Source organism: Massilia sp. Dwa41.01b, assembly GCF_014171775.1.
Taxonomy (GTDB): domain Bacteria; phylum Pseudomonadota; class Gammaproteobacteria; order Burkholderiales; family Burkholderiaceae_D; genus Telluria.
Window position 1 is genome coordinate 2,654,195 of sequence record NZ_CP050454.1, and the last position, 23,946, is coordinate 2,678,140.

The 23,946-nt window shown below is 65.9% G+C and carries 22 protein-coding genes and 3 pseudogenes; 18 read left to right on the plus strand and 7 right to left on the minus strand.

Annotated features, from left to right (window positions below; translation table 11 throughout):
* The first annotated feature begins 42 nt into the window (after nucleotides 1–42).
* The 4 genes and pseudogenes from G4G28_RS12105 to G4G28_RS12120 all read left to right on the plus strand — a co-directional run bounded on the left by G4G28_RS12105 (nucleotide 43) and on the right by G4G28_RS12120 (nucleotide 3,301).
* A pseudogene (locus G4G28_RS12105) lies at nucleotides 43–1,224 on the plus strand (acetyl-CoA C-acyltransferase).
* Between the two features lie 43 nt (nucleotides 1,225–1,267).
* Nucleotides 1,268–1,570, plus strand: coding sequence for a Dabb family protein (locus G4G28_RS12110; RefSeq protein WP_182988448.1), 303 nt, complete (start codon nucleotides 1,268–1,270; stop codon nucleotides 1,568–1,570).
* A 38-nt stretch (nucleotides 1,571–1,608) separates the two neighbouring features.
* On the plus strand, nucleotides 1,609–2,391 hold the full coding sequence (locus G4G28_RS12115; RefSeq protein ID WP_182988449.1) for an SDR family oxidoreductase: 783 nt from the start codon (nucleotides 1,609–1,611) through the stop codon (nucleotides 2,389–2,391).
* Nucleotides 2,392–2,404: 13 nt separating this feature from the next.
* A complete protein-coding gene (locus G4G28_RS12120) occupies nucleotides 2,405–3,301 on the plus strand; it encodes an SDR family oxidoreductase (RefSeq protein WP_182988450.1) in 897 nt (298 codons plus the stop codon).
* A 5-nt stretch (nucleotides 3,302–3,306) separates the two neighbouring features.
* On the opposite strand, the gene G4G28_RS12125 is transcribed toward G4G28_RS12120, so the two are convergent.
* The 4 genes and pseudogenes from G4G28_RS12125 to G4G28_RS12140 all read right to left on the minus strand — a co-directional run bounded on the left by G4G28_RS12125 (nucleotide 3,307) and on the right by G4G28_RS12140 (nucleotide 5,832).
* Complete coding sequence (locus tag G4G28_RS12125; RefSeq protein ID WP_183108415.1) at nucleotides 3,307–3,450, minus strand: hypothetical protein; 144 nt, start codon at nucleotides 3,448–3,450, stop codon at nucleotides 3,307–3,309.
* A gap of 303 nt (nucleotides 3,451–3,753) precedes the next feature.
* Nucleotides 3,754–4,495: pseudogene (locus G4G28_RS12130) on the minus strand (NRDE family protein).
* On the minus strand, nucleotides 4,486–4,773 hold the full coding sequence (locus G4G28_RS12135) for a DUF4936 family protein (protein ID WP_183108416.1): 288 nt from the start codon (nucleotides 4,771–4,773) through the stop codon (nucleotides 4,486–4,488). The pseudogene G4G28_RS12130 and the gene G4G28_RS12135 overlap by 10 nt, the downstream one beginning before the upstream one ends.
* A pseudogene (locus tag G4G28_RS12140) lies at nucleotides 4,773–5,832 on the minus strand (folate-binding protein YgfZ). The gene G4G28_RS12135 and the pseudogene G4G28_RS12140 overlap by 1 nt, the downstream one beginning before the upstream one ends.
* Before the next feature lie 157 nt (nucleotides 5,833–5,989).
* On the opposite strand from G4G28_RS12140, the gene mltG reads away from it, so the two are divergent.
* The 11 genes from mltG (at nucleotide 5,990) to lpxO (ending at nucleotide 14,104) form a co-directional block, all read left to right on the plus strand.
* Nucleotides 5,990–7,003, plus strand: coding sequence for an endolytic transglycosylase MltG (gene mltG / locus G4G28_RS12145; RefSeq protein WP_182988453.1), 1,014 nt, complete (start codon nucleotides 5,990–5,992; stop codon nucleotides 7,001–7,003).
* Nucleotides 7,000–7,614 carry a dTMP kinase gene (gene tmk / locus G4G28_RS12150; RefSeq protein ID WP_182988454.1) on the plus strand — a complete coding sequence of 205 codons (615 nt, stop codon included), beginning with the start codon at nucleotides 7,000–7,002 and terminating at the stop codon, nucleotides 7,612–7,614. Before mltG ends, tmk begins: the two co-directional genes overlap by 4 nt.
* 44 nt (nucleotides 7,615–7,658) lie before the next feature.
* Nucleotides 7,659–8,633, plus strand: a complete 975-nt coding sequence (gene holB, locus G4G28_RS12155) for a DNA polymerase III subunit delta' (protein WP_229508085.1) — start codon at nucleotides 7,659–7,661, stop codon at nucleotides 8,631–8,633.
* 10 nt (nucleotides 8,634–8,643) lie between these two features.
* Nucleotides 8,644–9,021 carry a PilZ domain-containing protein gene (locus G4G28_RS12160; RefSeq protein ID WP_182988456.1) on the plus strand — a complete coding sequence of 126 codons (378 nt, stop codon included), beginning with the start codon at nucleotides 8,644–8,646 and terminating at the stop codon, nucleotides 9,019–9,021.
* Nucleotides 9,022–9,046: 25 nt separating this feature from the next.
* Nucleotides 9,047–9,568: a GNAT family N-acetyltransferase gene (locus G4G28_RS12165; protein WP_182988457.1), complete on the plus strand. Its 522-nt coding sequence runs from the start codon at nucleotides 9,047–9,049 to the stop codon at nucleotides 9,566–9,568.
* Nucleotides 9,569–9,744: 176 nt separating this feature from the next.
* Nucleotides 9,745–10,527 carry a TatD family hydrolase gene (locus G4G28_RS12170; RefSeq protein ID WP_182988458.1) on the plus strand — a complete coding sequence of 261 codons (783 nt, stop codon included), beginning with the start codon at nucleotides 9,745–9,747 and terminating at the stop codon, nucleotides 10,525–10,527.
* Nucleotide 10,528: 1 nt separating this feature from the next.
* Nucleotides 10,529–11,218 carry an ankyrin repeat domain-containing protein gene (locus G4G28_RS12175; RefSeq protein WP_182988459.1) on the plus strand — a complete coding sequence of 230 codons (690 nt, stop codon included), beginning with the start codon at nucleotides 10,529–10,531 and terminating at the stop codon, nucleotides 11,216–11,218.
* 183 nt (nucleotides 11,219–11,401) lie between these two features.
* Nucleotides 11,402–12,343 (plus strand): methyltransferase domain-containing protein, encoded by a 942-nt coding sequence (locus tag G4G28_RS12180; protein ID WP_182988460.1) that lies wholly within the window; start codon nucleotides 11,402–11,404, stop codon nucleotides 12,341–12,343.
* 163 nt (nucleotides 12,344–12,506) lie between these two features.
* Complete coding sequence (locus tag G4G28_RS12185; protein ID WP_229425034.1) at nucleotides 12,507–12,674, plus strand: hypothetical protein; 168 nt, start codon at nucleotides 12,507–12,509, stop codon at nucleotides 12,672–12,674.
* A 124-nt stretch (nucleotides 12,675–12,798) separates the two neighbouring features.
* The gene (locus tag G4G28_RS12190) at nucleotides 12,799–13,023 is read left to right on the plus strand and encodes a DUF6139 family protein (RefSeq protein ID WP_182988461.1); all 225 of its coding nucleotides are present in this window, start codon (nucleotides 12,799–12,801) and stop codon (nucleotides 13,021–13,023) included.
* A 181-nt stretch (nucleotides 13,024–13,204) separates the two neighbouring features.
* The gene (gene lpxO / locus G4G28_RS12195; protein ID WP_182988462.1) at nucleotides 13,205–14,104 is read left to right on the plus strand and encodes a lipid A hydroxylase LpxO; all 900 of its coding nucleotides are present in this window, start codon (nucleotides 13,205–13,207) and stop codon (nucleotides 14,102–14,104) included.
* On the opposite strand, the gene G4G28_RS12200 is transcribed toward lpxO, so the two are convergent.
* Together G4G28_RS12200 and G4G28_RS12205 are read right to left on the minus strand one after the other, a co-directional pair.
* Nucleotides 14,088–15,137, minus strand: coding sequence for a site-specific integrase (locus G4G28_RS12200; RefSeq protein ID WP_183108418.1), 1,050 nt, complete (start codon nucleotides 15,135–15,137; stop codon nucleotides 14,088–14,090). The two genes, lpxO and G4G28_RS12200, sit on opposite strands and share 17 nt — an antisense overlap.
* Before the next feature lie 422 nt (nucleotides 15,138–15,559).
* On the minus strand, nucleotides 15,560–15,997 hold the full coding sequence (locus tag G4G28_RS12205) for a universal stress protein (protein WP_182988464.1): 438 nt from the start codon (nucleotides 15,995–15,997) through the stop codon (nucleotides 15,560–15,562).
* A 219-nt stretch (nucleotides 15,998–16,216) separates the two neighbouring features.
* Here G4G28_RS12205 and G4G28_RS12210 point away from each other — a divergent pair, with 219 nt between their 5' ends.
* Nucleotides 16,217–17,374, plus strand: a complete 1,158-nt coding sequence (locus G4G28_RS12210) for a hypothetical protein (RefSeq protein ID WP_182988465.1) — start codon at nucleotides 16,217–16,219, stop codon at nucleotides 17,372–17,374.
* Between the two features lie 1,356 nt (nucleotides 17,375–18,730).
* Here G4G28_RS12210 and G4G28_RS12215 read toward each other — a convergent pair.
* Nucleotides 18,731–19,741, minus strand: a complete 1,011-nt coding sequence (locus G4G28_RS12215) for a LacI family DNA-binding transcriptional regulator (RefSeq protein WP_182988466.1) — start codon at nucleotides 19,739–19,741, stop codon at nucleotides 18,731–18,733.
* Between the two features lie 307 nt (nucleotides 19,742–20,048).
* Between G4G28_RS12215 and G4G28_RS12220 the strand changes: the two genes are divergently transcribed.
* Both G4G28_RS12220 and G4G28_RS12225 read left to right on the plus strand, forming a co-directional pair.
* Entirely contained in the window at nucleotides 20,049–22,487 is a 2,439-nt protein-coding gene (locus G4G28_RS12220; RefSeq protein ID WP_182988467.1) for a TonB-dependent receptor, read from the plus strand.
* Between the two features lie 93 nt (nucleotides 22,488–22,580).
* Nucleotides 22,581–23,924 (plus strand): GH1 family beta-glucosidase, encoded by a 1,344-nt coding sequence (locus G4G28_RS12225; RefSeq protein WP_182988468.1) that lies wholly within the window; start codon nucleotides 22,581–22,583, stop codon nucleotides 23,922–23,924.
* Nucleotides 23,925–23,946: the final 22 nt, after the last annotated feature.

The window sequence follows — 23,946 nt, forward strand, 5'->3', positions numbered from 1 at the left end:
GTGCTATTCTCGATCGATACCAATGAAAAAGGGGGAGACACCATGCAGGATGCCGTCATCGTATCCACCGCCCGTACGGGCCTGGCCAAGTCGTGGAAGGGTGCCTTCAACATGACCCATGGCGCCACGCTCGGCGGTCATGTGCTCGCGGCCGCCATTAGCCGTGCCGGCATCGAGCCGGGCGAGGTCGAGGATGTCGTCATCGGCTGCGCCAATCCGGAAGGCGCCACCGGTGCGAACATCGCGCGCCAGATCGCGCTGCGCGCCGGCTGCCCCGTCACCGTCCCTGGCATGACCGTCAACCGTTTCTGTTCGTCGGGGCTGCAGACCATTGCGACCGCGGCCCAGCGCGTGCTGGCCGGCGAAGGCGAGATTTTCGCCGCCGGCGGCGTCGAGTCGATCTCCTGCGTGCAGCAGGAAATGAACACCCACATGCTGCGCGACCCCTGGCTGCGCGCGCACAAGCCGGAAATCTACTGGTCGATGCTGCAGACGGCCGAAATGGTGGCCAAGCGCTACGGCATCGGCCGCGATCGCCAGGATGCCTACGGCGCCGCGAGCCAGCAGCGCGCGTTTGCTGCCCGCGAAGCCGGCCGCTTCGACGCCGAGATCGTGCCGATGACGACCGTCATGGGCGTGGCCGACAAGGCGTCGGGGCGCCTGCTGACGCGCGAAGTGACGATTGCCGCCGACGAGGGCATCCGCGCCGATACGACCCTGGAGGGGGCGTGGCGAAGATCCGCAGCGCGCTGCCGGGCGGCGTGATCACGGCCGGTAACGCCAGCCAGTTCTCGGACGGCGCCTCGGTGGCGGTCGTGATGAGCGCGCGCATGGCGCAGGCGAAGAACCTGGCCCCGCTGGGCGTGTTCCGCGGCTTTGCCGTGGCCGGCTGCGAGCCCGACGAGATGGGCATCGGCCCGGTATTTGCGGTGCCGAAACTGCTGCGGAAGGCCGGCCTCACGGTCGACGACATCGGCCTGTGGGAACTGAACGAAGCCTTTGCCGTGCAGGTGCTGTACTGCGCCGACCGGCTCGGCATCCCGATGGAACGCCTGAACGTGAACGGCGGCGCGATTGCCGTCGGCCATCCGTATGGCGTGTCCGGCGCGCGCCCTGGTGGGCCACGCGCTCATCGAGGGCAAGCGCCGCGGCGTCAGGTATGTCGTGGTGACGATGTGCATCGGCGGCGGCCAGGGCGCGGCCGGGCTGTTCGAAGTGCTGTGATTCGCAAACGCACTCACAGCCATCCCTGTCATTCGAGAACCATATGATCAAGCACATCGTGATGTGGAAGTTGAAGGAACACGCCGAGGGCGCCGACCGCCTGAGCAATGCCCGCGAGATGAAGCGCCGCCTCGACGAGTGTGCCGACATCGTCCCCGGCATCCGCACTTTCGAGGTCACCCTGGCCCAGCCCGGCCTGGAGGCGACCTGCGACCTCATCCTGTATTCGGAGTTCGACAGCCGCGAAGCGCTCGCCGCCTACGCCAGCCACCCGACGCACAAGGCACTGGTGCCCTTCATCGGCGCCATCCGCGAAGGGCGCCAGTGCATGGACTACGAAGTCTGAACCCACGCCAACCACCCATCAATAACAACGGAGACAGCATGCGTACGACCCAGGAACTCTTTTCATTGCAGGGCAAGACCGCACTCGTGACGGGCGGCTCGCGCGGCCTCGGGCTGCAGATGGCCGAGGCGCTCGGCGAACAGGGCGCGCGCCTCGTCATTTCCTCGCGCAAGCAGGAAGAACTCGACGCGGCGGTCGCCCACCTGGCGGCGCGGGGCATCGAGGCCAGCAGCATCGCCGTCGACCTGTCGATCGAGGCGAACGTGCAGCCTTTCGTCGAGGAAGCGCTGCGCCGCCTCGGGCAGATCGACATCCTGGTCAACAATGCCGGCGCCAGCTGGGGCGCCCCGGCCGAGGACCATCCGCTGGAAGCCTGGGACAAGGTCATGAACCTGAACGTGCGCAGCATTTTCCTGGTGTCGCAGGCCGTCGGCAAGCTGTCGATGATTCCGCGCCGCTATGGGCGCATCGTCAACATTTCCTCGATCGCGGGCCTGGCCGGCAACCCGCCCGGCACCATGAGCACCATCGCCTACAACACTTCGAAGGGTGCGCTGGTCAATTTCACGCGCGCACTGGCTGGCGAATGGGGCCGCCACGGCATCACCGTCAATTCCATCGCGCCGGGCTTCTTTCCGTCTAAAATGACCAAGGGCGTGCTGGCGACGATCGGCGCCGAGAACCTGGCCAAGGATGCGCCGCTCGCGCGCCTGGGCGACGACGAGGACCTGAAGGGTGCCGTCGTGCTGTTCGCCTCGGACGCCGGCAAGCACATCACTGGCCAGATCCTGGCCGTCGACGGCGGCGTGTCCGCGGTCTGAAGGGGAGAAGCGCATGAAGGATTTCAGCGGCAAGGTGGCCGTCATCACCGGCGCGGCCAGTGGCCTGGGGCGCGAATTCGCCGACATCGCGGCCGGCCTGGGCATGAAGCTGGTGCTGGCCGACGTGCAGGCCGACGCGCTCGAGCGCACCACCGACGACATGCTGGCCAAGGGCTGCGAAGTGCTGGCCATGGTCTGCGACGTCAGCAAGGGTGCGCATGTGCAGGAATTGGCGGACGCGGCGATGGCGCGCTTTCACGCCATCCACCTGGTATTCAACAATGCCGGCGTCGGTTCGGGCGGCCTGATCTGGGAAAACAGCGAGGCCGACTGGGAATGGGTGCTGGGCGTGAACCTCTGGGGCGTGATCCACGGCGTGCGCGTGTTCACCCGCGCGATGCTCGACTGCGCCAGGCGCGACCCGGCCTACCAAGGACATATCGTGAACACCGCCTCGATGGCGGGGCTGCTCAATGCCCCGGCGATGGGCGTCTACAACGTCTCCAAGCACGCCGTGGTGTCGCTCTCGGAAACCCTGTACCACGACCTGCAGCTGGTCGATGCGCCGATCGGCACCTCGGTACTGTGCCCTTACTTCGTTCCGACCGGCATCAGCCAGTCGCACCGCAACCGTCCTGACGAACTGAAACCCGACGGCGGCCCGACCCCGAGCCAGATGGCGGCCCAGGTGCTGACCCACAAGGCGGTAGAGTCCGGCAAGGTGTCGGCGGCGGACGTCGCACGCATCACATTCGACGCGATCCGCAACAAGCAGTTCTACATCTTCTCGCACCCGCATGCGCTGGGCGGCGTGGCCGAGCAGATGGACGCTATCCTGCACGGCAAGAACCCGCCGGATCCGTACGCGGCGACGCCGCACATCCGCGAGATGCTGCGCTCGCGGCTGTAAGACCGCTACTTGCCGTCGACCAGGCCGGTGCTGGCCGCCGTCGGATCGTTGCGGGGCAGCTCATCGGTCGAGCTGCCGCGGTTCGGGGTCTCGCAGCCGAGCAGGGCGCCGGCAAGTCCGGCGGCGAGCAAAAGTCGGGAGAAGCGCATGGGAGCCTCCGTGCGGTGATCGAGTCGCGATGGTGGCGCTGTGGTGCGGGGCAGGTTTGATCTCGCTCAAACCGTTCGATGGAACGCAAACCGTAGCGTGGGCACCCCGTGCCCACGCGCTAGAACGGTCGCTTTCGTAGGGTGGGCTCTCGAGCCCACGCGGTCACCCGGTAGCGAGCCGCTGCGCTCGATCTCGCCTGGGGCGAGCTCCACACTGGACTTCCAAAGGCCGTTTCGACCATCATGCGCTCTACAGCGTGGGCTCGAGAGCCCACCCTACGAAGAGCCACGGCCAGCACAACCTCAGGGCTGCACCGTCCGCTCCTGCAACTCCGGCGGCGCATGCTCATACAGCTTCACCACCGTCGACGTGCGCGTGCCGTACCCGGGCGTCTCGATGCACACGGCCGACAGCACCCGCTCGAGGTCAATTGGCACACCGGTTTCCGGCAAACGCGTATCGGGCGCGCGGGTAGTGTCGGCCAGCATCTCGAAATAGGCGTCGTCCGGCGCGCCCTGGCACAGCAGGCTGGCGAACTGGGCCTTGGTGCGGGTCACCTTTGGCCAGGGCGCGTCCAGCAGCCCGTTCGAGACACCATAGATGCGGCCCGGTTCCAGAGGCTTGCCGTTGCGCTCGTCGCCCCCGGCGCGGTTCGAATACCAGTACAGGGCGCTGGCGTCGCCCAGCACCAGGTTGTAGCCATTGTAGACATCGCCGCGCGCGGCCACCAGATCCAGGTAGTCGGCTGCCGACAGCGAACCCTTCAGGAAGTCCGCCACCAGTTCTCCCCGCGACGGCGCATTCGCCCGGCCTTCGCCGGGCGCGCGGATATTGGTCAGGGCGGCGAAACGGGGCCGTTCGGCCCCTCGCGCGTGATGCCCATCCAGCTGCCGCCGTGCTCGAGGTCGCGCCCGGCGATGACGTTCGGCTGATCAAGCCGGGTGCGGCGGGCGCGCTGGGACGGTCATAGAATTCGTCGCGGTTGGCGCAGGCGACCACGGGCACGCCGGGGATGACCCGCCAGGCAAAAACGATCAGGCACATGTGGTCAGCTCCATGAAGACTTCGGCGCGGCGCGGACCGGCGATCAGGCCGCCGAACCCGTCGGCCACGGCGGCCGCTTCCAGGCGGGCGGCGAAGGATTGGAGCACGCCGGGATAGACTTCCATCCAGGTCTGGAGGCCATCCTTGCTGCCAGGACGGCGCATGAGCTGCCTGCCGGCGACGTCCGCCGCGGCGGCCGCCTGGAAAGCGCGCACCAGCGGCGCCAGACGCGCGGCATCCTCGTCGCGCACCTTGTAGTACACGTAAAGATCGATCATCAGAGATCGAGCGCGTCGAGGGAATACGGCAGCGGCGCGAACCGCAGCACCGCGCCGGCGGCCGAACCCAGGCGCACGTCTTCCTCGAGCGCGCCCAGCTTGACCTCGACCAGGGCGTCGGCCCCGCCCAGGCCATTCGGCGCGGCGTTCACGACCATGCCGCAGGGCTGGTCCGGGTCGTTTGTCGAAAACACCTCGTCGCCGGCGCGGGCAGCGGCGTTCTCGATGCTTGCCAGCGCGGTGCGGCGCTTGAGCTTGCCCAGATACTGGCTACGCGCGACGATTTCCTGGCCCGGATAGCAGCCTTTTTGAAATTCACGCCGCCCAGCAACTCCAGGTTGACCATTTGCGGCACGAACTGTTCCTGGGTGGCAGGGAGGATCTGCGGCACGCCGGCGTGGATGGCCGCCAGCTGCCAGGCGGCATTCCCGCCCAGTGCCAGGTTCGCCCCCAGGCCCGGCAGGGCGGCGATCGCCCGCTCGCTTGACGTCAGCCAGAGGTAGCGCGGCGCGCCAAAGGCGTCGTGCAGGCGGACCAGGGTGCCGTCCGCGCCGCTTGTCATGCCCAGCGTCGCGCCCGGCAAGGCCAGCCCGGCCGCGCGCAGGGCCGCTTCGCCGGCCGCGCCGCCGACACCGAGCACCGCGGTGACTGGCGCCTCGTCGGTGGCGTCGCGCAGCTTGGCCCGGCACGCAGCACGAACATCGACAGGCGCTTTTGCAGGGGCGCCTGCAGCGCGCGCGGCAGCTGCAGCCAGACCGTGCCTTCGCTATCGCGCCAGATCAGGAAGGTGGCCTGCAGCCGGCCCTTCGGGGTGCAGAAGCCGGCGAGGCGCGCTTCACCCGTGCCCAGGTGCTCGACGTCGTTGGTGAGCTGCTTGTGCAGGAAGGAGGCCGCGTCCTCGCCGGCGACGGCGATCAGGCCAAGATCGGTGACGGGTGCGACGAATCCGGCCGAAAGGTCGGCAGTGGTGAGCGTGCGGCCGAAATCCTCGACCTGGCTCGCTTCGTCGATATGGAAACGGGCGCCGTGCGACGCCAGATATTCTGTCCAGTTGCTCATAAATGGAATATGCTTTGCGGTTTAGGCTTTAGAATGACGGCCTCATTATAGAGTTGTCGAGCATTTCGCGCCGGAGACGGCGCGGACGCGGCGAAAACCCGCGCGCGCCCTCGGGGCGATCAGGGTCGCCACCGCGTCCATAACCAGAAAAAAGAGAATGGCACTGATTAAAAAAACCATCGTTGTCGGCGTGATCGTGTCAATCGCGGCCGTCGGCGGCTTTTCCTGGTGGTCCAGGCTGCCGCTGACCACGACCGAGCCGCCCATCGACTTCACCATCGCCCCAGGCAGCGGCGTGAATGCCGCGGCCCAGCAGATGGCCAAGGCAGGCGTACCCATCAATCCCTTCCTGTTCCAGGTGCTGGCGCGCCTGACCGGCGACAGCGCACGCATCAAGGCCGGCAGCTACGAGTTGAAACCCAACACCTCGCCGCGCGGCCTGCTGCGGCAACTGGTGCGCGGGGAATTCGCCCAGGAAGCGCTCACCATCATCGAAGGCTGGACCTTCCGCCAGATGCGCGAAGCCATCGCCGGGGCCAAGACCCTGCGCCACGACACCGACAAGCTGTCCGATGCCGAGCTGATGGCGAAGGTGTCGCCTGACTTCAAGCAGCCGGAAGGACTGTTCTTCCCGGATACCTATCTGTTCGCCAAGGGCGCCAGCGACCTGCAGATTTATAAACAGGCGCACCAGATGATGCTGGCGCGCCTGAACGCGGCCTGGGAAAAGCGCGCGGCCGACCTGCCTTACAAGACCCCCTACGAAGCCCTGATCATGGCCTCGATCGTCGAAAAGGAAACCGGCCAGAAGAGCGAACGGGGAATGATCGCCGGCGTGTTCGTGAACCGCCTGCGCACCGGCATGATGCTGCAGACCGACCCAAGCGTGATCTATGGCATGGGTGCGCGCTACGAGGGCAAGATCGCCAAGAAGGATTTGCTCACCGACACCCCGTACAATACCTACACCCGCTACGGCCTGCCGCCGACGCCGATTTCGCTGCCGGGCCTGCAGTCGCTGAGCGCGGCCCTGGCGCCGGCAAAGACCGAGGCCCTGTATTTCGTCTCGCGCAACGACGGCACCAGCCAGTTTTCGGATAACCTGAACGACCACAACCGCGCCGTGAACCAGTTCCAGCGCGGCATGGCCGGTAATGCCAGCAAACCATGACCGAGCGCGGTAAATTCATCACCTTCGAGGGCATCGACGGGGCCGGCAAGTCGACCCATATCGGTTTCGTCGGCGAGTTTCTGTCCTCGAAGGGCAAGACCATCGTTTCCTCGCGCGAGCCGGGCGGCACGCCGCTGGGCGAAAAGCTGCGCGACCTGCTGCTGCACGAAAAGATGCACCTGGAAACGGAAGCGCTGCTGATGTTCGCCAGCCGGCGCGAGCACATCGCCCAGGTCATCGAACCCGGCCTGGCCGCGGGCAACTGGGTGCTGTCCGACCGTTTCAGCGACGCCAGCTTCGCCTACCAGAGCGGCGGACGCGGCATGGACCGGGTCAAGATGGAAGCCCTGGAAGCCTGGGTGCACCCGGCGCTGCAGCCGGACCTGACCCTGCTCTTCGACGTGCCCCTGGAAGTGGCGCGCGAGCGCCTGGACGCGACGCGCACGCTCGACAAGTTCGAACGCGAACAGGAAAGCTTTTTCGAACGCTGCCGCGCCGAATACCTGCGCCGCGCCGCCCAGCATCCCGGCCGCTTCGCCGTCATCGACTCGACGCGCTCGATCGAGGAAACCCGGCATACGATCGCCGCCGCCCTGGAGACCCTGTTGTGACGATTTACCCCTGGCAACAATCGGCATGGGAGCAATTGCAGCAGATGCGCGCGCGCCTGCCCCATGCGATCCTGTTCCATGGCCCGGCCGGCATCGGCAAGGCCGATTTCATCGAATCCTTTGCCCAGGCGCTGCTGTGCGAGCGCGTCCAGCCCGACGGCCGCGCCTGCAGCAGCTGCGCCTCCTGCGGCTGGTTCCTCCAGCACAATCATCCGGATTACCGCCGCGTGCGGCCGGAAGCGCTCGAAGACGAGGCGCCAGATGAAGAGGGCGAGGGCGAGAAGAAGGCCAAGGCCAGCAAGACGCCTTCGAAAGAGATCAAGATCGAGCAGATCCGGTCGCTGGCCGACTTCATGAACATCTCGACCCACCGCCAGGGCCTGCGCGTGGTGGTGCTGTACCCGGCCGAGGCGCTGAACATGCCGGCCTCGAACGCCCTGCTGAAAACCCTGGAAGAGCCGCCGCCGGGCACCGTGTTCCTGCTGGCCTCGAACGGCCTGGACCGGCTGCTGCCGACGATCCTGTCGCGCTGCCGCAAGTTCGCGCTACCCATGCCCGACCATGCCGCGGCGCTCGCCTGGCTTGCCGGGCAGGGCGTGCAGGATGCGGACAGCTGGCTGCGCGAGGAGGGCGGCGCACCGCTCGCCGCGCTGGCCCAGTCGCAAGGCGGCAGCCGCGAGGAACTCGACACGCTGCTGCAATTCCTGGCACGGCCCAGCGTCGAGGGCGCCCTGCGCCAGGCCGAAAAACTGGCCAAGGGTGCGCTGGCGCCGCTGGTGGCCTGGCAGCAGCGCTGGCTCTACGACCTGCTGGCGATGAAGCTGGCCGGCAGCCTGCGCTACTATCCACGTTACCAGAAGGAACTTGCAGCCTTGGCCGCCAAGGTGCACACTGCGAATCTGTTACGTGCAATCAAGTCGACCAACGAACGGCGCGCTGTCGCGGACCATCCGCTGTCAAGCAAGCTGTTCATCGAGGACATGCTGCTCGACTATACGGCTTGTTGCAGCCCCGCTTGAAAGGATTACGATGTCCGGCAATATTCCCGACCCCAACTCCGTGCTCGTTCCCAGGCCGTCGGTCCTGTCGCTCGCCATCAAGGAAAAGGCCGCTCTGTACGCGGCCTACATGCCCTTCCTGAAGAACGGCGGCATGTTCGTGCCGAGCACCAGGCAGTACAAGATCGGCGACGATATCTACCTGATCCTGTCGCTGATGGACGACCCGAACAAGTATCCGATCGCCGGCAAGGTGGCCTGGATCACCCCGGCGGGCGCCAACAACAGCAAGGCGCAGGGCATCGGCGTGCATTTCCCGTCCGACGAAACCGGCCAGCGCGCGCGCGCCCGCATCGAGGAAATCCTGGGTGCGGCGCTGCGTTCCTCGCGTGCCACCCATACCCTGTAATCCGCCTATCTCCCGCTTGCGTTCCATGCCGTCCTACGTCCACCGTCTTGCCCGCCGCGTCGACTTGCCCGTCATCGTCGACATCTACAATTCGACCGTCGCCTCGCGCGAAGTCACCGCCGACACCGAGCCGGTCTCGGTCGCCTCGCGCGAAGCCTGGTTCGACGAGCACACGCCCGAGCGCCGTCCGCTGTGGGTCATTCATGATGCCGAGGATCGCTCGGACAATCCGGCAGTCATTGGCTGGATGTCGTACTCGAATTTCTATGGCCGCCCGGCCTATTCTGGCACGGCCGAGCTGTCGATCTATATTGCGGAGAACTGGCGCGGCCGCGGGATCGGGAAGTATTGCCTGGAGCAGGCGATCGCGTTTGCGCCGGAAATCCGTGTCCACACCCTGCTCGGCTTCATCTTTGGCCACAATGGGGCAAGCCTGGCACTGTTCCGCAAGTTCGGCTTCGATACCTGGGCGCATTTCCCGCGCGTGGCGAACCTGGACGGGGTCGAGCGCGATCTGATTATCCTGGGCAAGCGCGTCGTCGATTGACGTGGCTGTGAACAGTCGAGCGTCCGCTGCGTTCACAATTGCCTCCGTGATACCTCGCATGTGTGCCCGCACGGATTGAACGCGTGGGCGGCGTACCCGCAGCGTCTGCTCATCCCGTAGGGTCCAGCCGCACACCCTACGTGACGCATCGAGGCGCATGCCCGTACAATATCGGCATGTACATCGATTCCCATTGCCACATCAACTTCCCCGAGCTGGCCGCACGCATGCCCGAGGTGCTCGCCAAAATGGCCGAGAACCGCGTCACCCACGCGCTCTGCGTCTCGGTCGACCTGCCGGACTTTCCTTCGGTGCTCGCGCTGGCCGAGCAGTATCCGCACATTTACGCCTCGGTCGGGGTCCACCCGGACTACGAGGACACACCCGAGCCGACGGTCCAGCAGCTGGTCGACCTGGCCCGGCACCCGAAGATCGTCGCCATCGGCGAGACCGGGCTGGACTACTACCGGCTGCAGGGCGACCTGGAATGGCAGCGCGAGCGCTTCCGCACGCACATCCGCGCCTCGCGCGAGAGCCGCAAGCCCCTGATCATCCACACCCGCGCCGCCAGCGAAGACACCATCCGCATCATGCGCGAAGAGGGCGCGGGAACGGGCGACGGCGGCGTCGCCGGCGTCATGCACTGCTTCACCGAGTCGCTGGCGGTGGCCGAGGCCGCCATCGAAATGGGCTTCTATATCTCGTTTTCCGGCATCGTCACCTTCAAGAGCGCAAAGGAGCTGCAGGCGGTGGCGCGCGCCGTGCCGCTCGAGCGCATCCTGATCGAGACCGATTCGCCCTACCTGGCGCCGGTGCCTTACCGCGGCAAGATGAACGAGCCGGGCTACGTGGCCCACGTGGCCGAGTTCATCGCGACCCTGAAGGACCTGCCGCTGCGCGAAGTGGCCGACCGTACGACGGAAAACTTCTTCAACCTGTTCCAGCACGCGCGCGCCTAGCATGGATCCACGCCGCCGCATCGTCCTGCTTCGTCTCCTGCAAGGCTCCCTGCTGGTCCTCGGCGCCCGCGCCGGGCTGCTGCAGGCGGCGCCCGCTGCGCCGACCGCCGAACAACTCACCACCTTCTTCCGCGCAGTGCAGCTGGACGACGCCAGGACCGTGCAGGCCATGATCGGCAAGGTGGTCAACGCCAACCAGCGTAACCCCCTCGGCGGCGAGCCGGGCCTGGTGCTGGCCCTGCGCGAGGACGCGATGCGGGTGTTCCAGGTCTTTCTCGACCATCCCGGCACCGACCTGGAAACCCGTGCGGCCAACGGCAATACCGCCCTGATGATGGCGGCGTTCAAGCGCCAGCGTGCGGCCGTGGATGCGCTGCTGGCCAGGGGGGCGAAGGTCAACGGCGCCGGCTGGACCGCCCTGCATTATGCCGCTGCCGCCGGCGACGACGGGATCGTCGAACTGCTGCTGGCCAGAGGGGCAAAGATCGACGCCGTTTCGTCCCTCAAGAGCGGTGCCTACACGCCGTTGATGATGGCCGCGCGCGAAGGCCAGGACGGCACGGCGCTGCTGCTGCTGAAAAAGGGTGCCAACGCAGGCCTGAAGAACAGCGAAGGCTTGAGCGCGGTGCAGATCGCGGAACGGGCCGGCAAGTCGCGCGTGGCCGAGGCGATCGCCCGCGCCCTGCGCTGATTCTCCGATCGCCGCATGGGCAGTCCCGCGGCCGCGTCGTCGGGCGAACTGACAGGTGTTCCCCGCCTTGCTCTTCATTTCGTTTGAGCAACTCGCACAGCATAATCTCCTTACCGTATCGCTGACTCTATCGATTTGCGGCCGGGCGTCGATCGCCAACCGGCCGCCTACCAAGGACATCCCATGCTGAACGAACGCGAAATCGAAAGCTGCTACCTCGGGCAATTCATCCCGGTCCACTATCACCACAACATGCTGATGGACCCGAAGCGCATGGATGCCTTCCAGGCAGCCATCGCCCACGCCGTGCGTCCCGGCATGAAAGTGCTGGAACTGGGCGGCGGCACCGGGGTGCTCTCGTACTTCGCGGCCCAGCAGGCCGACAAGGTGTATTGCGTCGAGTTCAACCCCGACCTGGTCGTCGAGGCGCGCCGTTTCCTGGCGAAGAACCCGAACGGGCACAAGGTCGAGGTCATCCACGCCGACGCCTTCGACTACCTGCCGCCGGAGCCGGTCGACATCGTCATCTGCGAAATGATCCACGTCGCCATGCTGCGCGAAAAGCAGGTGGCCGTGATCGAAGCCTTCAAACAGCGCTACCTCGCACGTTTCGGCGGCCCGCTGCCGGTCTTCATGCCCGAAGCCGTGGTGATGGCGGTGCAGCCCATGCAGCAGGACTACAGTTTCCACGGTTACTACGCGCCGATCGTGCAGTTCCACGACACCGAGACCGCCTATCCGGGCACGGTCGGGCTGGCCCAGCCGGCCGTCTACAGCGTGCTCGACTTCGCCGGGCCGGTCGACAGCCTGATCGCCTGGCGCGGCAGCTTCACGGTCGAGCAGGACGGCGTGCTCAATGCGCTGCGCTTCGTTACCAAGAACGTACTGTCCATCGTGCAGGAGCAGGGCGGCACGATCGACTGGCTGAACCATTACATGAGCCTGCCTTTGGTGCGCGAGCTCGAGGTGGTGGCCGGCGACGTCGTCGAGGTGGCGTTCCAGTACCGTGCCGGAGCCTCGATCCCCAGCCTGCAGGCCTCGCTGCGCGCGACGCTTGCCTGCGAGGACGATTTCGCGGCCGAGGCCGTGGCCACCGCGCCGGCGCGCACGCTCGCCTTCGCCTGAAGGGCGAGGCGCAATCCCTCATCGGCACATTGCGCATCCTGGCCCCGCCAGGATGCCATTCGTCGCATCCGGCTGGAAACGGGGCAGGGAGACGCCCTAGACTGGCGCTTCATCTTCAACGTGGAGCGCATCATGTTCGGTTTTCCTGCTCTGGCTGCTGCTATTGTTCCTGTGCTGGCCCATCGCGCTGCTGGCCCTGGTGCTGTACCCGCTGGTCTGGCTCTTGCTGCTGCCGCTGCGGCTGCTGGGCATCGCCGTCGACGGGGTGTTCGAGCTGCTGCGCGCCGTCCTGATGCTGCCGGCCCGGGTACTGGGAAGGAATCCGCGCTAGCGATGCCCTGGCCAGCTCTGCCCGGCAGAGTGTGGGGCAATTAACAGACGCGGGGCGCATGATCCCCTACTGTGGAGTCGAACGCTTTCACCCGAAAGCGCGCTTTGACTGTAAGGAAAAGATTATGCGCCTGGACATTTACCGCAGAGCCGAAAGCGACGGCAAGTTCTCCTACTTGGTCGTTCCGGAAACCCGCAATATCCCCGAAGAAGCGACGAATACCGACTGGGAAGTGGAGGCCCGCGCCTTCGAGATCGACGACAATGCCGACCAGCTCCCCGACTACGACATCGCCAACCTGAGCGGACAGCTGGCCGAAAAGGGCTATGCGATGACGGCATTGCACTGATGCGGCGCTGACACCGCATTACCACCGCGCCGGCGCCATGCTGCCGGCGGCGAACTTCGGCATGCGCGCGACATCCTGCCGGGTTTTCGCCGGGGGCACCGACGAGTCCCTGGCGGATATGCTATTCTTGCGCCCTATGTAAATCGACGACGGCCTGCGGGCGCGTTCGGGGGAGGGCGACATGAAGTGGACAGTGGTGGGTTTCTATTTCCTGACGGTTCTCCACATTCACTTCCGCGGCAAGGTGCGCCTGCCATTCGGCCGCCAGTTGTTCGACCACTCGTCGTTCATGGCCCCCATCAATTTTTTCATGCACCTGTTTTCGCGGGTGCCGAGCACGCCCTACATTCCCGTACAGGATTTCGCCGAGCTCGCGCCACTGCAGCAGAACTGGCAGATCATCCGCGCCGAGGCCGAGCAATTGTTGGCCATGAAGAAGATCAAGGCCGCCGAAAAGAACGACGACGCCGGCTTCAATTCCTTCTTCAAGACAGGCTGGAAACGGTTTTACCTGAAATGGTATGACGCCAGCCATCCTTCGGCCGAGCGCCTCTGCCCCCAGACCTACCGCCTGCTGCAGTCGATTCCCTCGGTGAAGGCCGCCATGTTCGCCGAGCTGCCCCCGGGCGCCAGGCTCAACCCGCACCGCGATCCCTTCGCCGGATCGATGCGCTACCACCTGGGCCTGGCCACGCCGAACGACGACCGCTGCTTCATCGAGGTCGACGGCGAGCGCCACAGCTGGCGCGATGGCCAGGGCGTCATCTTCGATGAAACCTTCATCCACTGGGCCGTGAACGGCAGCGAAACCGACCGCATCATCCTGTTCTGCGACGTCGAACGTCCGCTGCGCTTCCGCTGGATGGGGGCGATCAACCGCTGGCTGGGTCGCACCATGATGACGGCGGCGAGCTCGCCCAACGAAACCGGCGACCAGACTGGCCTGGTGAGCAAACTGTTCCGCATCTCACACGTGATGGGCGGCTACCGCCGGCGCTACAAGGCCTGGAACAAGACGGCCTATAAGGTGACGAAGGTCGCGCTGATCGCCGGCCTGGCGGCGCTCATCTACTGGATCTGAGCGGCGGATTGTCGTCATCGGCACCCGGACTTTCGGGATCCGCGCTGTCGGGATCCGGTATGACGCGGGTGAGCTTGTAGTCCTCGACGGAGCGGGCCAAAGCCAGGCCGAGCACGTCCTTTAACTCCTCGGGCTGGGTGCCCTTGTCGAGCTGCTGCCTCGCGAAGGTGTTGCGCAAGGTCCGGCCCCCGGAGCGCGCCAGGTCCATGCCCGCGCGTTCGAAGGTCGCACGCATCTGCATGTAGACGGTCTTGCGCGTCATCCGGCCGCCGCTCAGGTTGGCCGGGAACACGAACTGCCCAGGAATCGCCATCGCTTCGCGCTCGGCAAGCCAGGCGCGAAGCTCCTCGGCCCCACGACGGGGGAGATTCACCTCGTGTTCATGGCTGGTATCGTGCTTTTCCTCTGGGGTGATCGCCAGCATGATCGACCCGTCGAGCGCGGCCTGCCTGCCCACTTCGGGTACGAGCAGGCCGACCGCTTCCGACACCCGCAAGCCCGCCAGCGCGATGACGACCTGCATGGCCCGGTCGCGCCGGCGCTTCCAGCCAGCGAACGCGCTGGTGCGTCCCGGGTGGGGAGCCTGCGCCGTCAGGGCGGCGAAAAAGCGCTCCAGTTGTTCGTCGGACAGGGTACGCCCGGCCTCGTCCTTCGTCATGTGGGCGCGGTCGATGGCGAGGATCGCCTGCTGTGCCGGGTTGGGCGTCACTTCCAGATGTTCATAACACCGTTCCAGCAGGCGAAGGTAGCGATAGGCGATCTTGCTGTTGAGGACACGCTTGCCCTTGACGGTACGGTTCACGAAGCGTTCCAGGTCAGCCTGGGTGAGGGTGGAGAAGCTGAGCCTTTGTTCGGCCATCCAGTCCGCGAAACTGCCGAACATGAAGACATAGATCTTCGCCGACGCGGCCGAGAGCAAGCGCAGGGTGCCGTCGGCGCGCGTACGGCGGCCAGTCTCGGCAAAGGCCTCGGAGGTAAGGAACTGCTTGAATGACCGGATCGGGTCGGCATTCCACGACGTCAGGGTGCGCATGGCGAAATGTGTCGGATGGGGATGGCATACCTTAACATAAAATGGTAACTAACCCACGAGACGCCCGATACACACCTATATCCTGACGGATGCGGACTACCGGATAAACTGACTCTACACAAGGCAGGCCAGCAAAAGCGGGGGCGGCCATTCGTCGACCCGAACCAGGAGCGGAAACGCAAGGAACGCAACCTTCGCAGACGTGTAACACTGGCGTCTCTGCAGCGGCAAGGCTTGACGGGAGACGGGCAGGGCTGTGCAAATCGAGGAGGGTGGTCGACCGGCGCAATGCGGCTCGGTCAGTCTGCACGGCCCGTCTCCTGGCAGGCATGTTCGCCGAAACGCCTCCGATCCCAGCCGCAACCGGCGCCGCGCCGCCACGGCCGGACTGCCTGAAGTTGAGAGGAAGGGTACAGCGCCTGTCAGCGGTACACCAGCACCGGAATGGCGCTGTGCACCAGAACCTTCTGCGTCTCGCTGCCGAGCAGCATGGCGCCAACCCCGTGACGCCCGTGCGAGGCCATGATGATCAGGTCGCAGGCGCGTTCGCGCGCAACGCGCAGGATTTCCTCGTAAGGCCGGTCCGACCGGGCGAGCAGCGTGCTGCACGGCACATCAACGGCGCGCGCCGCGTCGGCCAGGACCGCCAGGTAGCCGGCACCGCGCCGTTCGCTGTTTGCGAGGTAATCCGTTTCGGTCATCTCGATCGATTCGGCGTCGAAAGTGAAGGTGCGAAATGCCGGCAGCACTGTGATGCCGGTGAGCTCGGCACCGACCTCCTTCGCAAAACTCACGCCCGCGAGCAGGGCGCGCTGGGACAGTTCCGACCCGTCCGTCGGTAGCAGGATGTGCTTGAACATGGCCGCTCCTCAGTGGCTGCGGCGGCGGGCGCCGCGTCGTCGCCAGTCTCGCGCCGGTCGGTGCTCCCGGTTTGATCGCGCTCAATCGAGTGCGCATGGGGGCGTCAGCTTGTGTTGACGAAACATCAAGGATATCCTGTAGCGCTGCCTGCTGTGATGCGTCGGACTTGCCTGCGCCGCGCGCGCAAGTCCACAGTCACCGCCATTTCACAGGGTCCCATGTTCATCCTGAACCGCTCTCATGCCGACGACATCGACCAGGTGCTCTTCGAACTCCACCGGAACCCCGCGGCGACGACCGAGCTGGAGCGGCTCGGCAACCTGTTCGCCCAGCGTGCTTTCCTGCGCAAACTGGCAGCCATCCTGCGCGCCGCCTCGCAAGCGCACCGCACGCCCGGGACGAGGGTCACGGTCCAGCTTGACTGGATCGACAAGCGTCCTTACCTGGCTTCCATATCGACGCCAAAGGTCTGGCACAACAAGGTGGAAGTAGGGGACGCGGCGGTATTTTTCATCGATGAAATCCGCGCAAGGCCATCGTCGCCCGTGCCCCGTACCGCAGTGGCGGCGTCCGGCCTGATCCTGCAGGCCAAGCGGACGACAGCCTTCAGTGCGCAGCTCCCGACTGTGCACGTCCACAATAACGCGTCCTCGCGCAAGGAATACGCGCTGCTGTCGGCCTGGCCGCCGGCGGATTTGTACCTGTCGACGCATCAGTCGAGTCTGCTGCTGTCGGGCCTCGACTTCCAGACAGGTTATCCTGCGCTGGACCAGGCCAACACCCGTGCCCGGGGCTGGTACGTCGTCACACCGAATTCGCAGCCTGCGCAGATCGTCGGGACCGCCGGCAGCTACGGGTTTGTCCCTCCGTATGACCGCGACTGGCGTTCGCCATGGATGGGGGCACCGTCCGTGTTCGGCCGGCGCTGCGGCCTGACGCTGGGAAGGATGCTCGTCGGATTCTTCACGCGCGCGGCAGCCCATGCACGGCCCCAGCCTGGCGCCATGTTATTTCCGCGCATTGGGCAGGCGTTCGATCTCGTGCGTGGTTGGACGCCGGCCCAGGCCACCGGTTCGGGTTGGGACGACCTGTGCAACGCCTTGCTGTCCTTGAAGAACAAGCGGATCGGAGGACACGGCGGCCCCGGCGCGCGCAGCCATCGCAGCCAGCGCATCCTGGCGTTCTGTTACGAACCGTCCAGGCACGAGGGCTTCGTTGGCGGCATTGCGAAGGCGGCGGACATGGACGAGGAATCAGGCGGCGAGCACGCATATCCGATCCTGACTGTCAGGCGCACGGGATTCTCGGACTGGACGCCCAATGCCCGTGATCGTGACAGGTTTGCGGATGCACGCCATGCCGACGGCGATGGTTGAGGGAAAAGCCGGGAGTATCTCCAGCCTGCCATAACAGCGCATAATCTATATTATGTTAAATGCGCTATGCGGGCGTGGGACTGGTTATGCCCTGTTCGCCAAGACGGGACGCTTGCCGCGAGTGGCGCCTTGCAGGGATGGACGCCGGGCCGCTTCCAGGCCTGGTCTCGACCTGGCAGTCGGCCGATCCCTCGGGTGTTCCCGTCCGCCGCCGTGGACGTGCCCCGCCTTCCCGATTTCGCCTGGCGTTCGCCTGCGGATGAACTCCCCGGGACGATCCACCAGCGCGTGTCGCACCTGTCTTCTGCGCGGACTCGCGAGCGCAACGGGCTGCACACGGGTCGATGCTCGCGTTCGCCACCAGAGGTGGTCGTTACCGCGACAGCCCGGCGTGCATCACAAGACACGGTCCCTGGCGACGCGATCGACGACGCAAGTCGTGCTCGCGTTGCGTGCCGACCGTCCCGTGGGCACGCCGTGGTGGCCAGGTTTCGCGGCGTTCGCGCCGGCGCACGCGGCCGAAGCGATCGGCCGCCGAGGCGCTGCGCCGCCCGACAAGGGAACCACAATGCGCCCGCCGCGTAGCATGGGCCCGGCTGCAAGGACATGATCGCTTGCGCGCACCAGGGAGCACTGACATCCGCCACCAGCCTGGACCGCACGGCTCCCTCGACGACCGAACCGGAGCGCTAGTGACTCATCGGGCCCCGCCCGATGCGCGGCAAGGCGTTTCCGCCAGCCTGACTTGCAGCCATTCCGAGAGGACGATAAGCGTTGTCGTCGCGGCCCGGAGGACCGAACACCGGGCAAAGCGGGTGCCAAGGAGTTGCCGCAGGCTGGATCGACCCGCCAGATCAGGGTGACGGCAGCGCCTGCATGGCGGATCGACGCACACACCCAGTTCTGAACGCGGCTGCTTCACGTCCGGCCCAGGCAAGCGGGAAGGTCGAGCGAACCTCGCCTTCCTGGCACCATTCCGGGCGCCGCTACAAAACTCGACAATATATTTGCTAATGTCGAGTTGGAGAAACCGGTTTCACAAGCGCGGTGGCTGGAACGGTCGCCCGGTGTTCAACGAGCACGAATGTCAGCGCTATTTGCGAAGCGGATGTCCGGACCTCAAGCAGTGCCGACGCGACGCACGCAATGCAGCCGCGATTCCATGCCGCGTACCCGGATCTTCCGGGCACTTCCGTCCGCTCCTGCGGCGATGGGATGGGGTATCCGCAGGGAGCCGCACACCGGCAGACGCCCTGCTGCGCGCATAGGTTCCTCGTCCAGGGACGCTAGCAAACCAGGCCGGTCCGCGCGTGCGCAGCCGGGACATCGATGCAATCGCGCCGCCCTGCCCGCCGCTCACGCAATCCTGCGCACCGACTCCCGCACCACCAGGCTCAGCGACGGCAATTCCACTTCTCCGCCCTTCTGCCCCACCATCCCCAGCATCATCCTGCCGATCCCCATTCCTACGTCGTAGAGGGGCTGGCGCACGGTCGTCAGTGGCGGCGTCGTGTACATCGAGCTGTGCAGATCGTCGAAGCCGACGATGGAAATGTCTTCCGGCACGCGGATGTTGCGGCGGTACAGGGCCAGGCGCGCGCCATAGGCACTCAGGTCGTTGCTGGCGAAGATGGCGGTGAAGCGCTGCTGCGAGGCCAGCAGGCCATTCACGGCCAGCAGCCCGCCGGACTCGTGGAAGTCGCCCGGCACGATCAGGTTCGGATCGATATCGATCTTGTGGCGCGCCAGCGTGTCGCGGTAGCCGGCCAGGCGTGCACGCGCGTCCTCGTGGTCTTCCGGACCGGCAATGAAGGCGATGCGGCGGTGGCCCTGCTCCACCAGGTGTTCGACGGCGTCGCAGGCGCCGCGGTAGTTATCGAGGGAAAAGCCCATCAGGCGCTCGCCCGCAAGCTTGCGGCCGAAAGCGACAATCGGCACGCGCTGCGAATAGCTGCGGATCTGCTCGTCGCTGAGTTTGCCGGTGAGGATGACCACGCCATCGACGCGGCGGCCGATCAGCAATTCGACCCGCTCGGCCTCCTCGTCCGCATGCCAGTGGCCGCTCATGATCAGGAGCGCGTAGCCGGAGCCCTTGACGGCATCCTCGATGCCGATCATCGCCTGGTTGAAGTAGCCACTCTCGAGCGACTGCGTCAGCACGCCAATGGTGCGGGTACTGCCCATCTTCAGGCTCTGGGCCAGGCGGTTCGGCTTGTAGTTCAGTTCCTCGATGACGCGTTCGATGGTACGGCGCTTGTCGTCCGAGACCTTGGCCGTGCCATTGAGGAAGCGCGATACGGTGGCGGGCGACACGCCGGCAATGCTGGCGACTTCGTACAGGGTGGTGGTGCTGTCGTCGGTTTTCATGGGGCTGTAAGCGGCGCCTTCAGGGGTAGGTCGAGTATAGCACGCAGGGTTTTATCACTTTGCCATCACGGCGACGGCTGCGGTCGACACCGGAGCAGCCGACACGCCGGGCCGCATCTCGGCACAAGCAACATGAAAGCGTTTCATAACGGGGTCGGGATAACCTGCCGAAAATTCGTTGTAAAAATTGTTTGACTTCCAAACGAGACGAAATGTACCATGAAATCGTTTTCACGGCCAATGAAACCGATTTCTTAGAAAAGTGGCCGGTCAACCAGTCATTCAATAATTCCAATCGGAGACACGCATGGAAACCTCTGCACCGCAACGCGGGCGGCACGCCAACGCCCAGATCCAGTTCGCCATCCTCACTCTGCTGGCCGGTATCGGCAGCGCCCAGGCACAAAACGCCGACACGCAAGCCGCTGCCCAGTCCCCGGCGGCAGGCAACGCCCAGCCAGCGGTGGCCAGCTCCGATTCGAAGGTCATTCCCGAAGTACGCGTTACCGCGACCAAGCGCAGCACCCCGCTGCAGAAAACGCCGATCGCCATCACGGCGCTTTCCGCCGCTAACCTGGCCGACAACCACGTCCAGACCATGCTCGACGTCGTCGCGCTGGTGCCGGGTTTCCAGGCCACGGCCCAGGGCGACCATGGCGTCACCACCATGACGCTGCGCGGCATCGGCAACGACAGTGCCAAGACCCAGTACGCCGATCCGGAAGTGGCCTCCTTTGTCGACAACGTCTATTCGCCGCGTGCGGAAGGCGCCACCGCGCTGATGTTCGACGTCGCGGGCATCGAGGTGCTGCGCGGCCCGCAGGGCACGCTCTGGGGCCGCAACTCCACGGTCGGCGCGGTCAACATCCAGACGGTCAAGCCGGAACTGAACAGCCGCAGCGGCTACGTCGAGGGCGGCATCGGCGACTACCACCGCTTCGGCGCGCGCGGCGCCGTCAACGTGCCGCTGTCCGATACCGCCGCGCTGCGCTTCGCGATCGTCCACGAGCAGCACGACGGCTATGTCGATTACCAGAACTTCCCGGGCGTGCCGATCGAGAGCCAGCGCGCCGCTTTCGTGGCCGCCGGCGGCGACCCGGCCGCCTTCCGCCCCATCAACGGGAACAACTACGTCATCGGCGGCGACAAGTACAACGCCCAGAACCAGACCGCTGCGCGCGTCAGCCTTCTGTGGAACATCACGCCCAGCGTGCACTGGAACGTCGCCTACGAAAACTTCGCCGACCGCGGCACGCCGAGCGCGAACCTGATGCAGCAGCCGCGTCCCGGCCAGGACCACTGGTCGATGCTCTCCGATAGCGCGCCCTGGATCAAGCGCGACAGCCATAACATCCGCAGCCGCCTGAGCTATGACCTGAGCCCGGACCTGGCGCTGCATTATATTGCCGGCGTCTCGGCCTACCGCGGCTCGATGCGCTTCGACCAGGATGGCGGCTCCGTGCTGCCGACTTCCATCCGCTCGGGCGGGGTCTGGCAGGAGCACACCACGACCGACTCGCATTACCGCAGCCACAGCCACGAACTGGAACTGCAGTCGCTGGGCGCGCGCACCGTCGACTGGCAGGCGGGCCTGTACTACGCCGCGGAAAAGAACGACATCCGCTTCGACATCCCGATCATGAACGGCACCGAGGACGGCACCGTCGTCTGGCAGGGTTCCTTCATCCAGCCGAAGGAGACCGTGGCATCACGCGCTGCCTTCGGCCAGGCCACCTGGAACGTGAGCGATGCCCTGCACCTGACGGGCGGCCTGCGCTACACCCACGACCGCCGCGAAAACGTCGGCGGGCGTGCCTATACCTGGGCCTACGATGCGACGGCGCCGCAGCTGCCGCTCAACCCGTCGATGGACCCGCGCCTGCCGGGCCAGGGTTTCAAGGAAGACGTCCCCGGCAACGATGGCGTGTTCAAGGGCAGCAAGGTGACCGGCCTGGTGCGCGTGAACTACGACCTGGACCGCAACAACATGGTCTATGCCAGCGTCGCCACCGGCTACAAGTCGGGCGGCACCCAGGACCGCGGCCTGACCTACCAGCCCGAGACCCTGACCAACTACGAGATCGGCTCGAAGAGCACCTTCATGGGCGGCGCCGTGCGGGTCAATAACGCCCTCTTCTACTCGAACTTCAAGGACTTCCAGTTCAACTCGCCCGTCAACTTCTCCGACGGCAGCCGCGGCCTGGCGATCGAGAATGCCGAAGGCGCCAAGGTCTACGGACTGGAATCGGAAATCGCGGCGCGCCTGTCCCCAAGCGACCGCCTCTCCATCACGCTCGCCTTCCTCAAGGCGGAGCTGGGCCGCCTGGTCGCCGGCTCGAACGACTACGCACTGCCGCCCTGCACGGTCGACACCCGCATCGCCACCTGCCTGGACGTCAGCGGCAACAAGATGCCGCATGCGCCGCGCTTTTCCACCACCATCCAGTACCAGCACACCTTCCGCCTGGCCGACGGCGCCAACCTGGTCCCGCGCATCACGGCGCACTACGAGACCGATGCGGAACTGTCGGTGTTCAACCTGGGGCCGGAAGACCGCCAGGAAGCCTATGCGACGGGCGACATCGGCCTGCGCTACCAGAACGGCAAGGGATGGTGGATCGATGCCTGGGTGCGCAACGTCAACGACAAGAAGATCAAGACCAGCGCCTTCAACGGCTTCGGTCCCTGGCTGGCGCAGTACAAGCCGCCGCGCACGATCGGCCTGAACACCGGCTTCGATTTCTGACGCCGCGGGCCAGTCACCTGCACCACGCTTGCCCCGTCCATGCCTCGCGCCATGGACGCGGGCCGGCACCCGCCTTCACCAACCAGAGCATTCATGAATACCATATCTGCCTCAAGCCGCGCCGTCGCGGCCAGCGCTTTTCCGCCGGGTTTCACATGGGGCGTGGCCACGAGCGCCTTCCAGATCGAGGGGGCGGCAAGGAGCGACGGCAAGGGCCCGTCGATCTGGGACACCTTCTGCGCCAACCCCGCGAATATCCTCGACCGCAGCGACGGCAGCGTCGCCTGCGACCACTATCACCGCTACCGCGAAGACGTGGGGCTGCTGGCCGGCCTTGGCGTGGATGCCTACCGCTTCTCGATGGCCTGGCCGCGCGTGCAGCCGGCCGGCAAAGGCGCGTGGAATCCGGCCGGCTTCGGTTTCTACGACCGCCTGCTCGACGAACTGGCGCGCCACGAGATCCAGGCCCACCTCACCCTGTACCACTGGGACCTTCCCCAGGGCCTGCAGGATGAAGGCGGCTGGCTCAATCGCGATACCTGCGCACGTTTTGCCGACTATGCCCAGGAGGTGATGCGCCGCTTCGGCGACCGTATCGCGACGATCGCGACCCACAACGAACCCTGGTGCACGGCCAACCTCGGCTACGGCAATGCCCAGTTCGCGCCGGGCGTGGCGGACCTCAAGCAGAGCGTGCAGGTGTCGCACCACCTGCTGCTCTCGCACGGCCTGGCGATGCAGGCGATGCGGGCCGCCGGCGGCAAGGCGAAGCTGGGCATCGTGCTGAACCAGTGGACCGCCGACCCGGCCACCGATTCCGCAGCCGACCGCGCGCTGGCCGAATGGGAGTATGCCCGCTCGGTGCAGTGGTTCATGGATCCGATCTTCAAGGGCCGCTATCCGGAACTGGCCCTGCGCGGCCACGGCGCCAACGCCCCCGTCGTGCACGCGGGCGACTTCGAGACCATTGCCCAGCCGCTCGATTTCCTGGGCTGTAACTACTACTTCCGCAGCTGGTGCAGCGCCGAGGGGCTGCCCCCGCCGGCGCCGCACGGCACCACCGACATGGGTTGGGAAGTCTACCCGCAGGGCCTGACCGAGCTGCTGCTCAAGCTGCGGGGCGAATACGACCTGCCGCCCATGTACATCACCGAGAACGGCATGGCCAGCGCCGATAGCGTGGTCGGCGGCAGCGTCGATGACGCGGCGCGCATCGCCTTCCTGGAAGCACACCTGGACGCGCTGCGCGCAGCCATCGATGCCGGCGTCGACGTGCGTGGCTACTTCCTCTGGAGCCTGCTCGACAATTTCGAATGGAATTCCGGTTACAGCAAGCGTTTCGGCATCGTCCACGTCGACTATGCCACCCAGCAGCGCACGCTGAAGGCGAGTGCCCACTGGTACCGCGATTTCCTGGCCGCGCGCAGCCGCGCCTAGACATGGAGGAAGCATGGATACG

What these genes read in the sequence shown, in the direction of transcription:
- G4G28_RS12110 (WP_182988448.1), top strand. Translation starts at nt 1,268, where the DNA reads ATGATCAAGCACATCGTGATGTGGAAGTTGAAGGAACACGCCGAGGGC.
- G4G28_RS12115 (WP_182988449.1), top strand. Translation starts at nt 1,609, where the DNA reads ATGCGTACGACCCAGGAACTCTTTTCATTGCAGGGCAAGACCGCACTC.
- G4G28_RS12120 (WP_182988450.1), top strand. Translation starts at nt 2,405, where the DNA reads ATGAAGGATTTCAGCGGCAAGGTGGCCGTCATCACCGGCGCGGCCAGT.
- G4G28_RS12125 (WP_183108415.1), bottom strand. Translation starts at nt 3,450, where the DNA reads ATGCGCTTCTCCCGACTTTTGCTCGCCGCCGGACTTGCCGGCGCCCTG.
- G4G28_RS12135 (WP_183108416.1), bottom strand. Translation starts at nt 4,773, where the DNA reads ATGATCGATCTTTACGTGTACTACAAGGTGCGCGACGAGGATGCCGCG.
- mltG (WP_182988453.1), top strand. Translation starts at nt 5,990, where the DNA reads ATGGCACTGATTAAAAAAACCATCGTTGTCGGCGTGATCGTGTCAATC.
- tmk (WP_182988454.1), top strand. Translation starts at nt 7,000, where the DNA reads ATGACCGAGCGCGGTAAATTCATCACCTTCGAGGGCATCGACGGGGCC.
- holB (WP_229508085.1), top strand. Translation starts at nt 7,659, where the DNA reads ATGCGCGCGCGCCTGCCCCATGCGATCCTGTTCCATGGCCCGGCCGGC.
- G4G28_RS12160 (WP_182988456.1), top strand. Translation starts at nt 8,644, where the DNA reads ATGTCCGGCAATATTCCCGACCCCAACTCCGTGCTCGTTCCCAGGCCG.
- G4G28_RS12165 (WP_182988457.1), top strand. Translation starts at nt 9,047, where the DNA reads ATGCCGTCCTACGTCCACCGTCTTGCCCGCCGCGTCGACTTGCCCGTC.
- G4G28_RS12170 (WP_182988458.1), top strand. Translation starts at nt 9,745, where the DNA reads ATGTACATCGATTCCCATTGCCACATCAACTTCCCCGAGCTGGCCGCA.
- G4G28_RS12175 (WP_182988459.1), top strand. Translation starts at nt 10,529, where the DNA reads ATGGATCCACGCCGCCGCATCGTCCTGCTTCGTCTCCTGCAAGGCTCC.
- G4G28_RS12180 (WP_182988460.1), top strand. Translation starts at nt 11,402, where the DNA reads ATGCTGAACGAACGCGAAATCGAAAGCTGCTACCTCGGGCAATTCATC.
- G4G28_RS12190 (WP_182988461.1), top strand. Translation starts at nt 12,799, where the DNA reads ATGCGCCTGGACATTTACCGCAGAGCCGAAAGCGACGGCAAGTTCTCC.
- lpxO (WP_182988462.1), top strand. Translation starts at nt 13,205, where the DNA reads ATGAAGTGGACAGTGGTGGGTTTCTATTTCCTGACGGTTCTCCACATT.
- G4G28_RS12200 (WP_183108418.1), bottom strand. Translation starts at nt 15,137, where the DNA reads ATGCGCACCCTGACGTCGTGGAATGCCGACCCGATCCGGTCATTCAAG.
- G4G28_RS12205 (WP_182988464.1), bottom strand. Translation starts at nt 15,997, where the DNA reads ATGTTCAAGCACATCCTGCTACCGACGGACGGGTCGGAACTGTCCCAG.
- G4G28_RS12210 (WP_182988465.1), top strand. Translation starts at nt 16,217, where the DNA reads ATGTTCATCCTGAACCGCTCTCATGCCGACGACATCGACCAGGTGCTC.
- G4G28_RS12215 (WP_182988466.1), bottom strand. Translation starts at nt 19,741, where the DNA reads ATGAAAACCGACGACAGCACCACCACCCTGTACGAAGTCGCCAGCATT.
- G4G28_RS12220 (WP_182988467.1), top strand. Translation starts at nt 20,049, where the DNA reads ATGGAAACCTCTGCACCGCAACGCGGGCGGCACGCCAACGCCCAGATC.
- G4G28_RS12225 (WP_182988468.1), top strand. Translation starts at nt 22,581, where the DNA reads ATGAATACCATATCTGCCTCAAGCCGCGCCGTCGCGGCCAGCGCTTTT.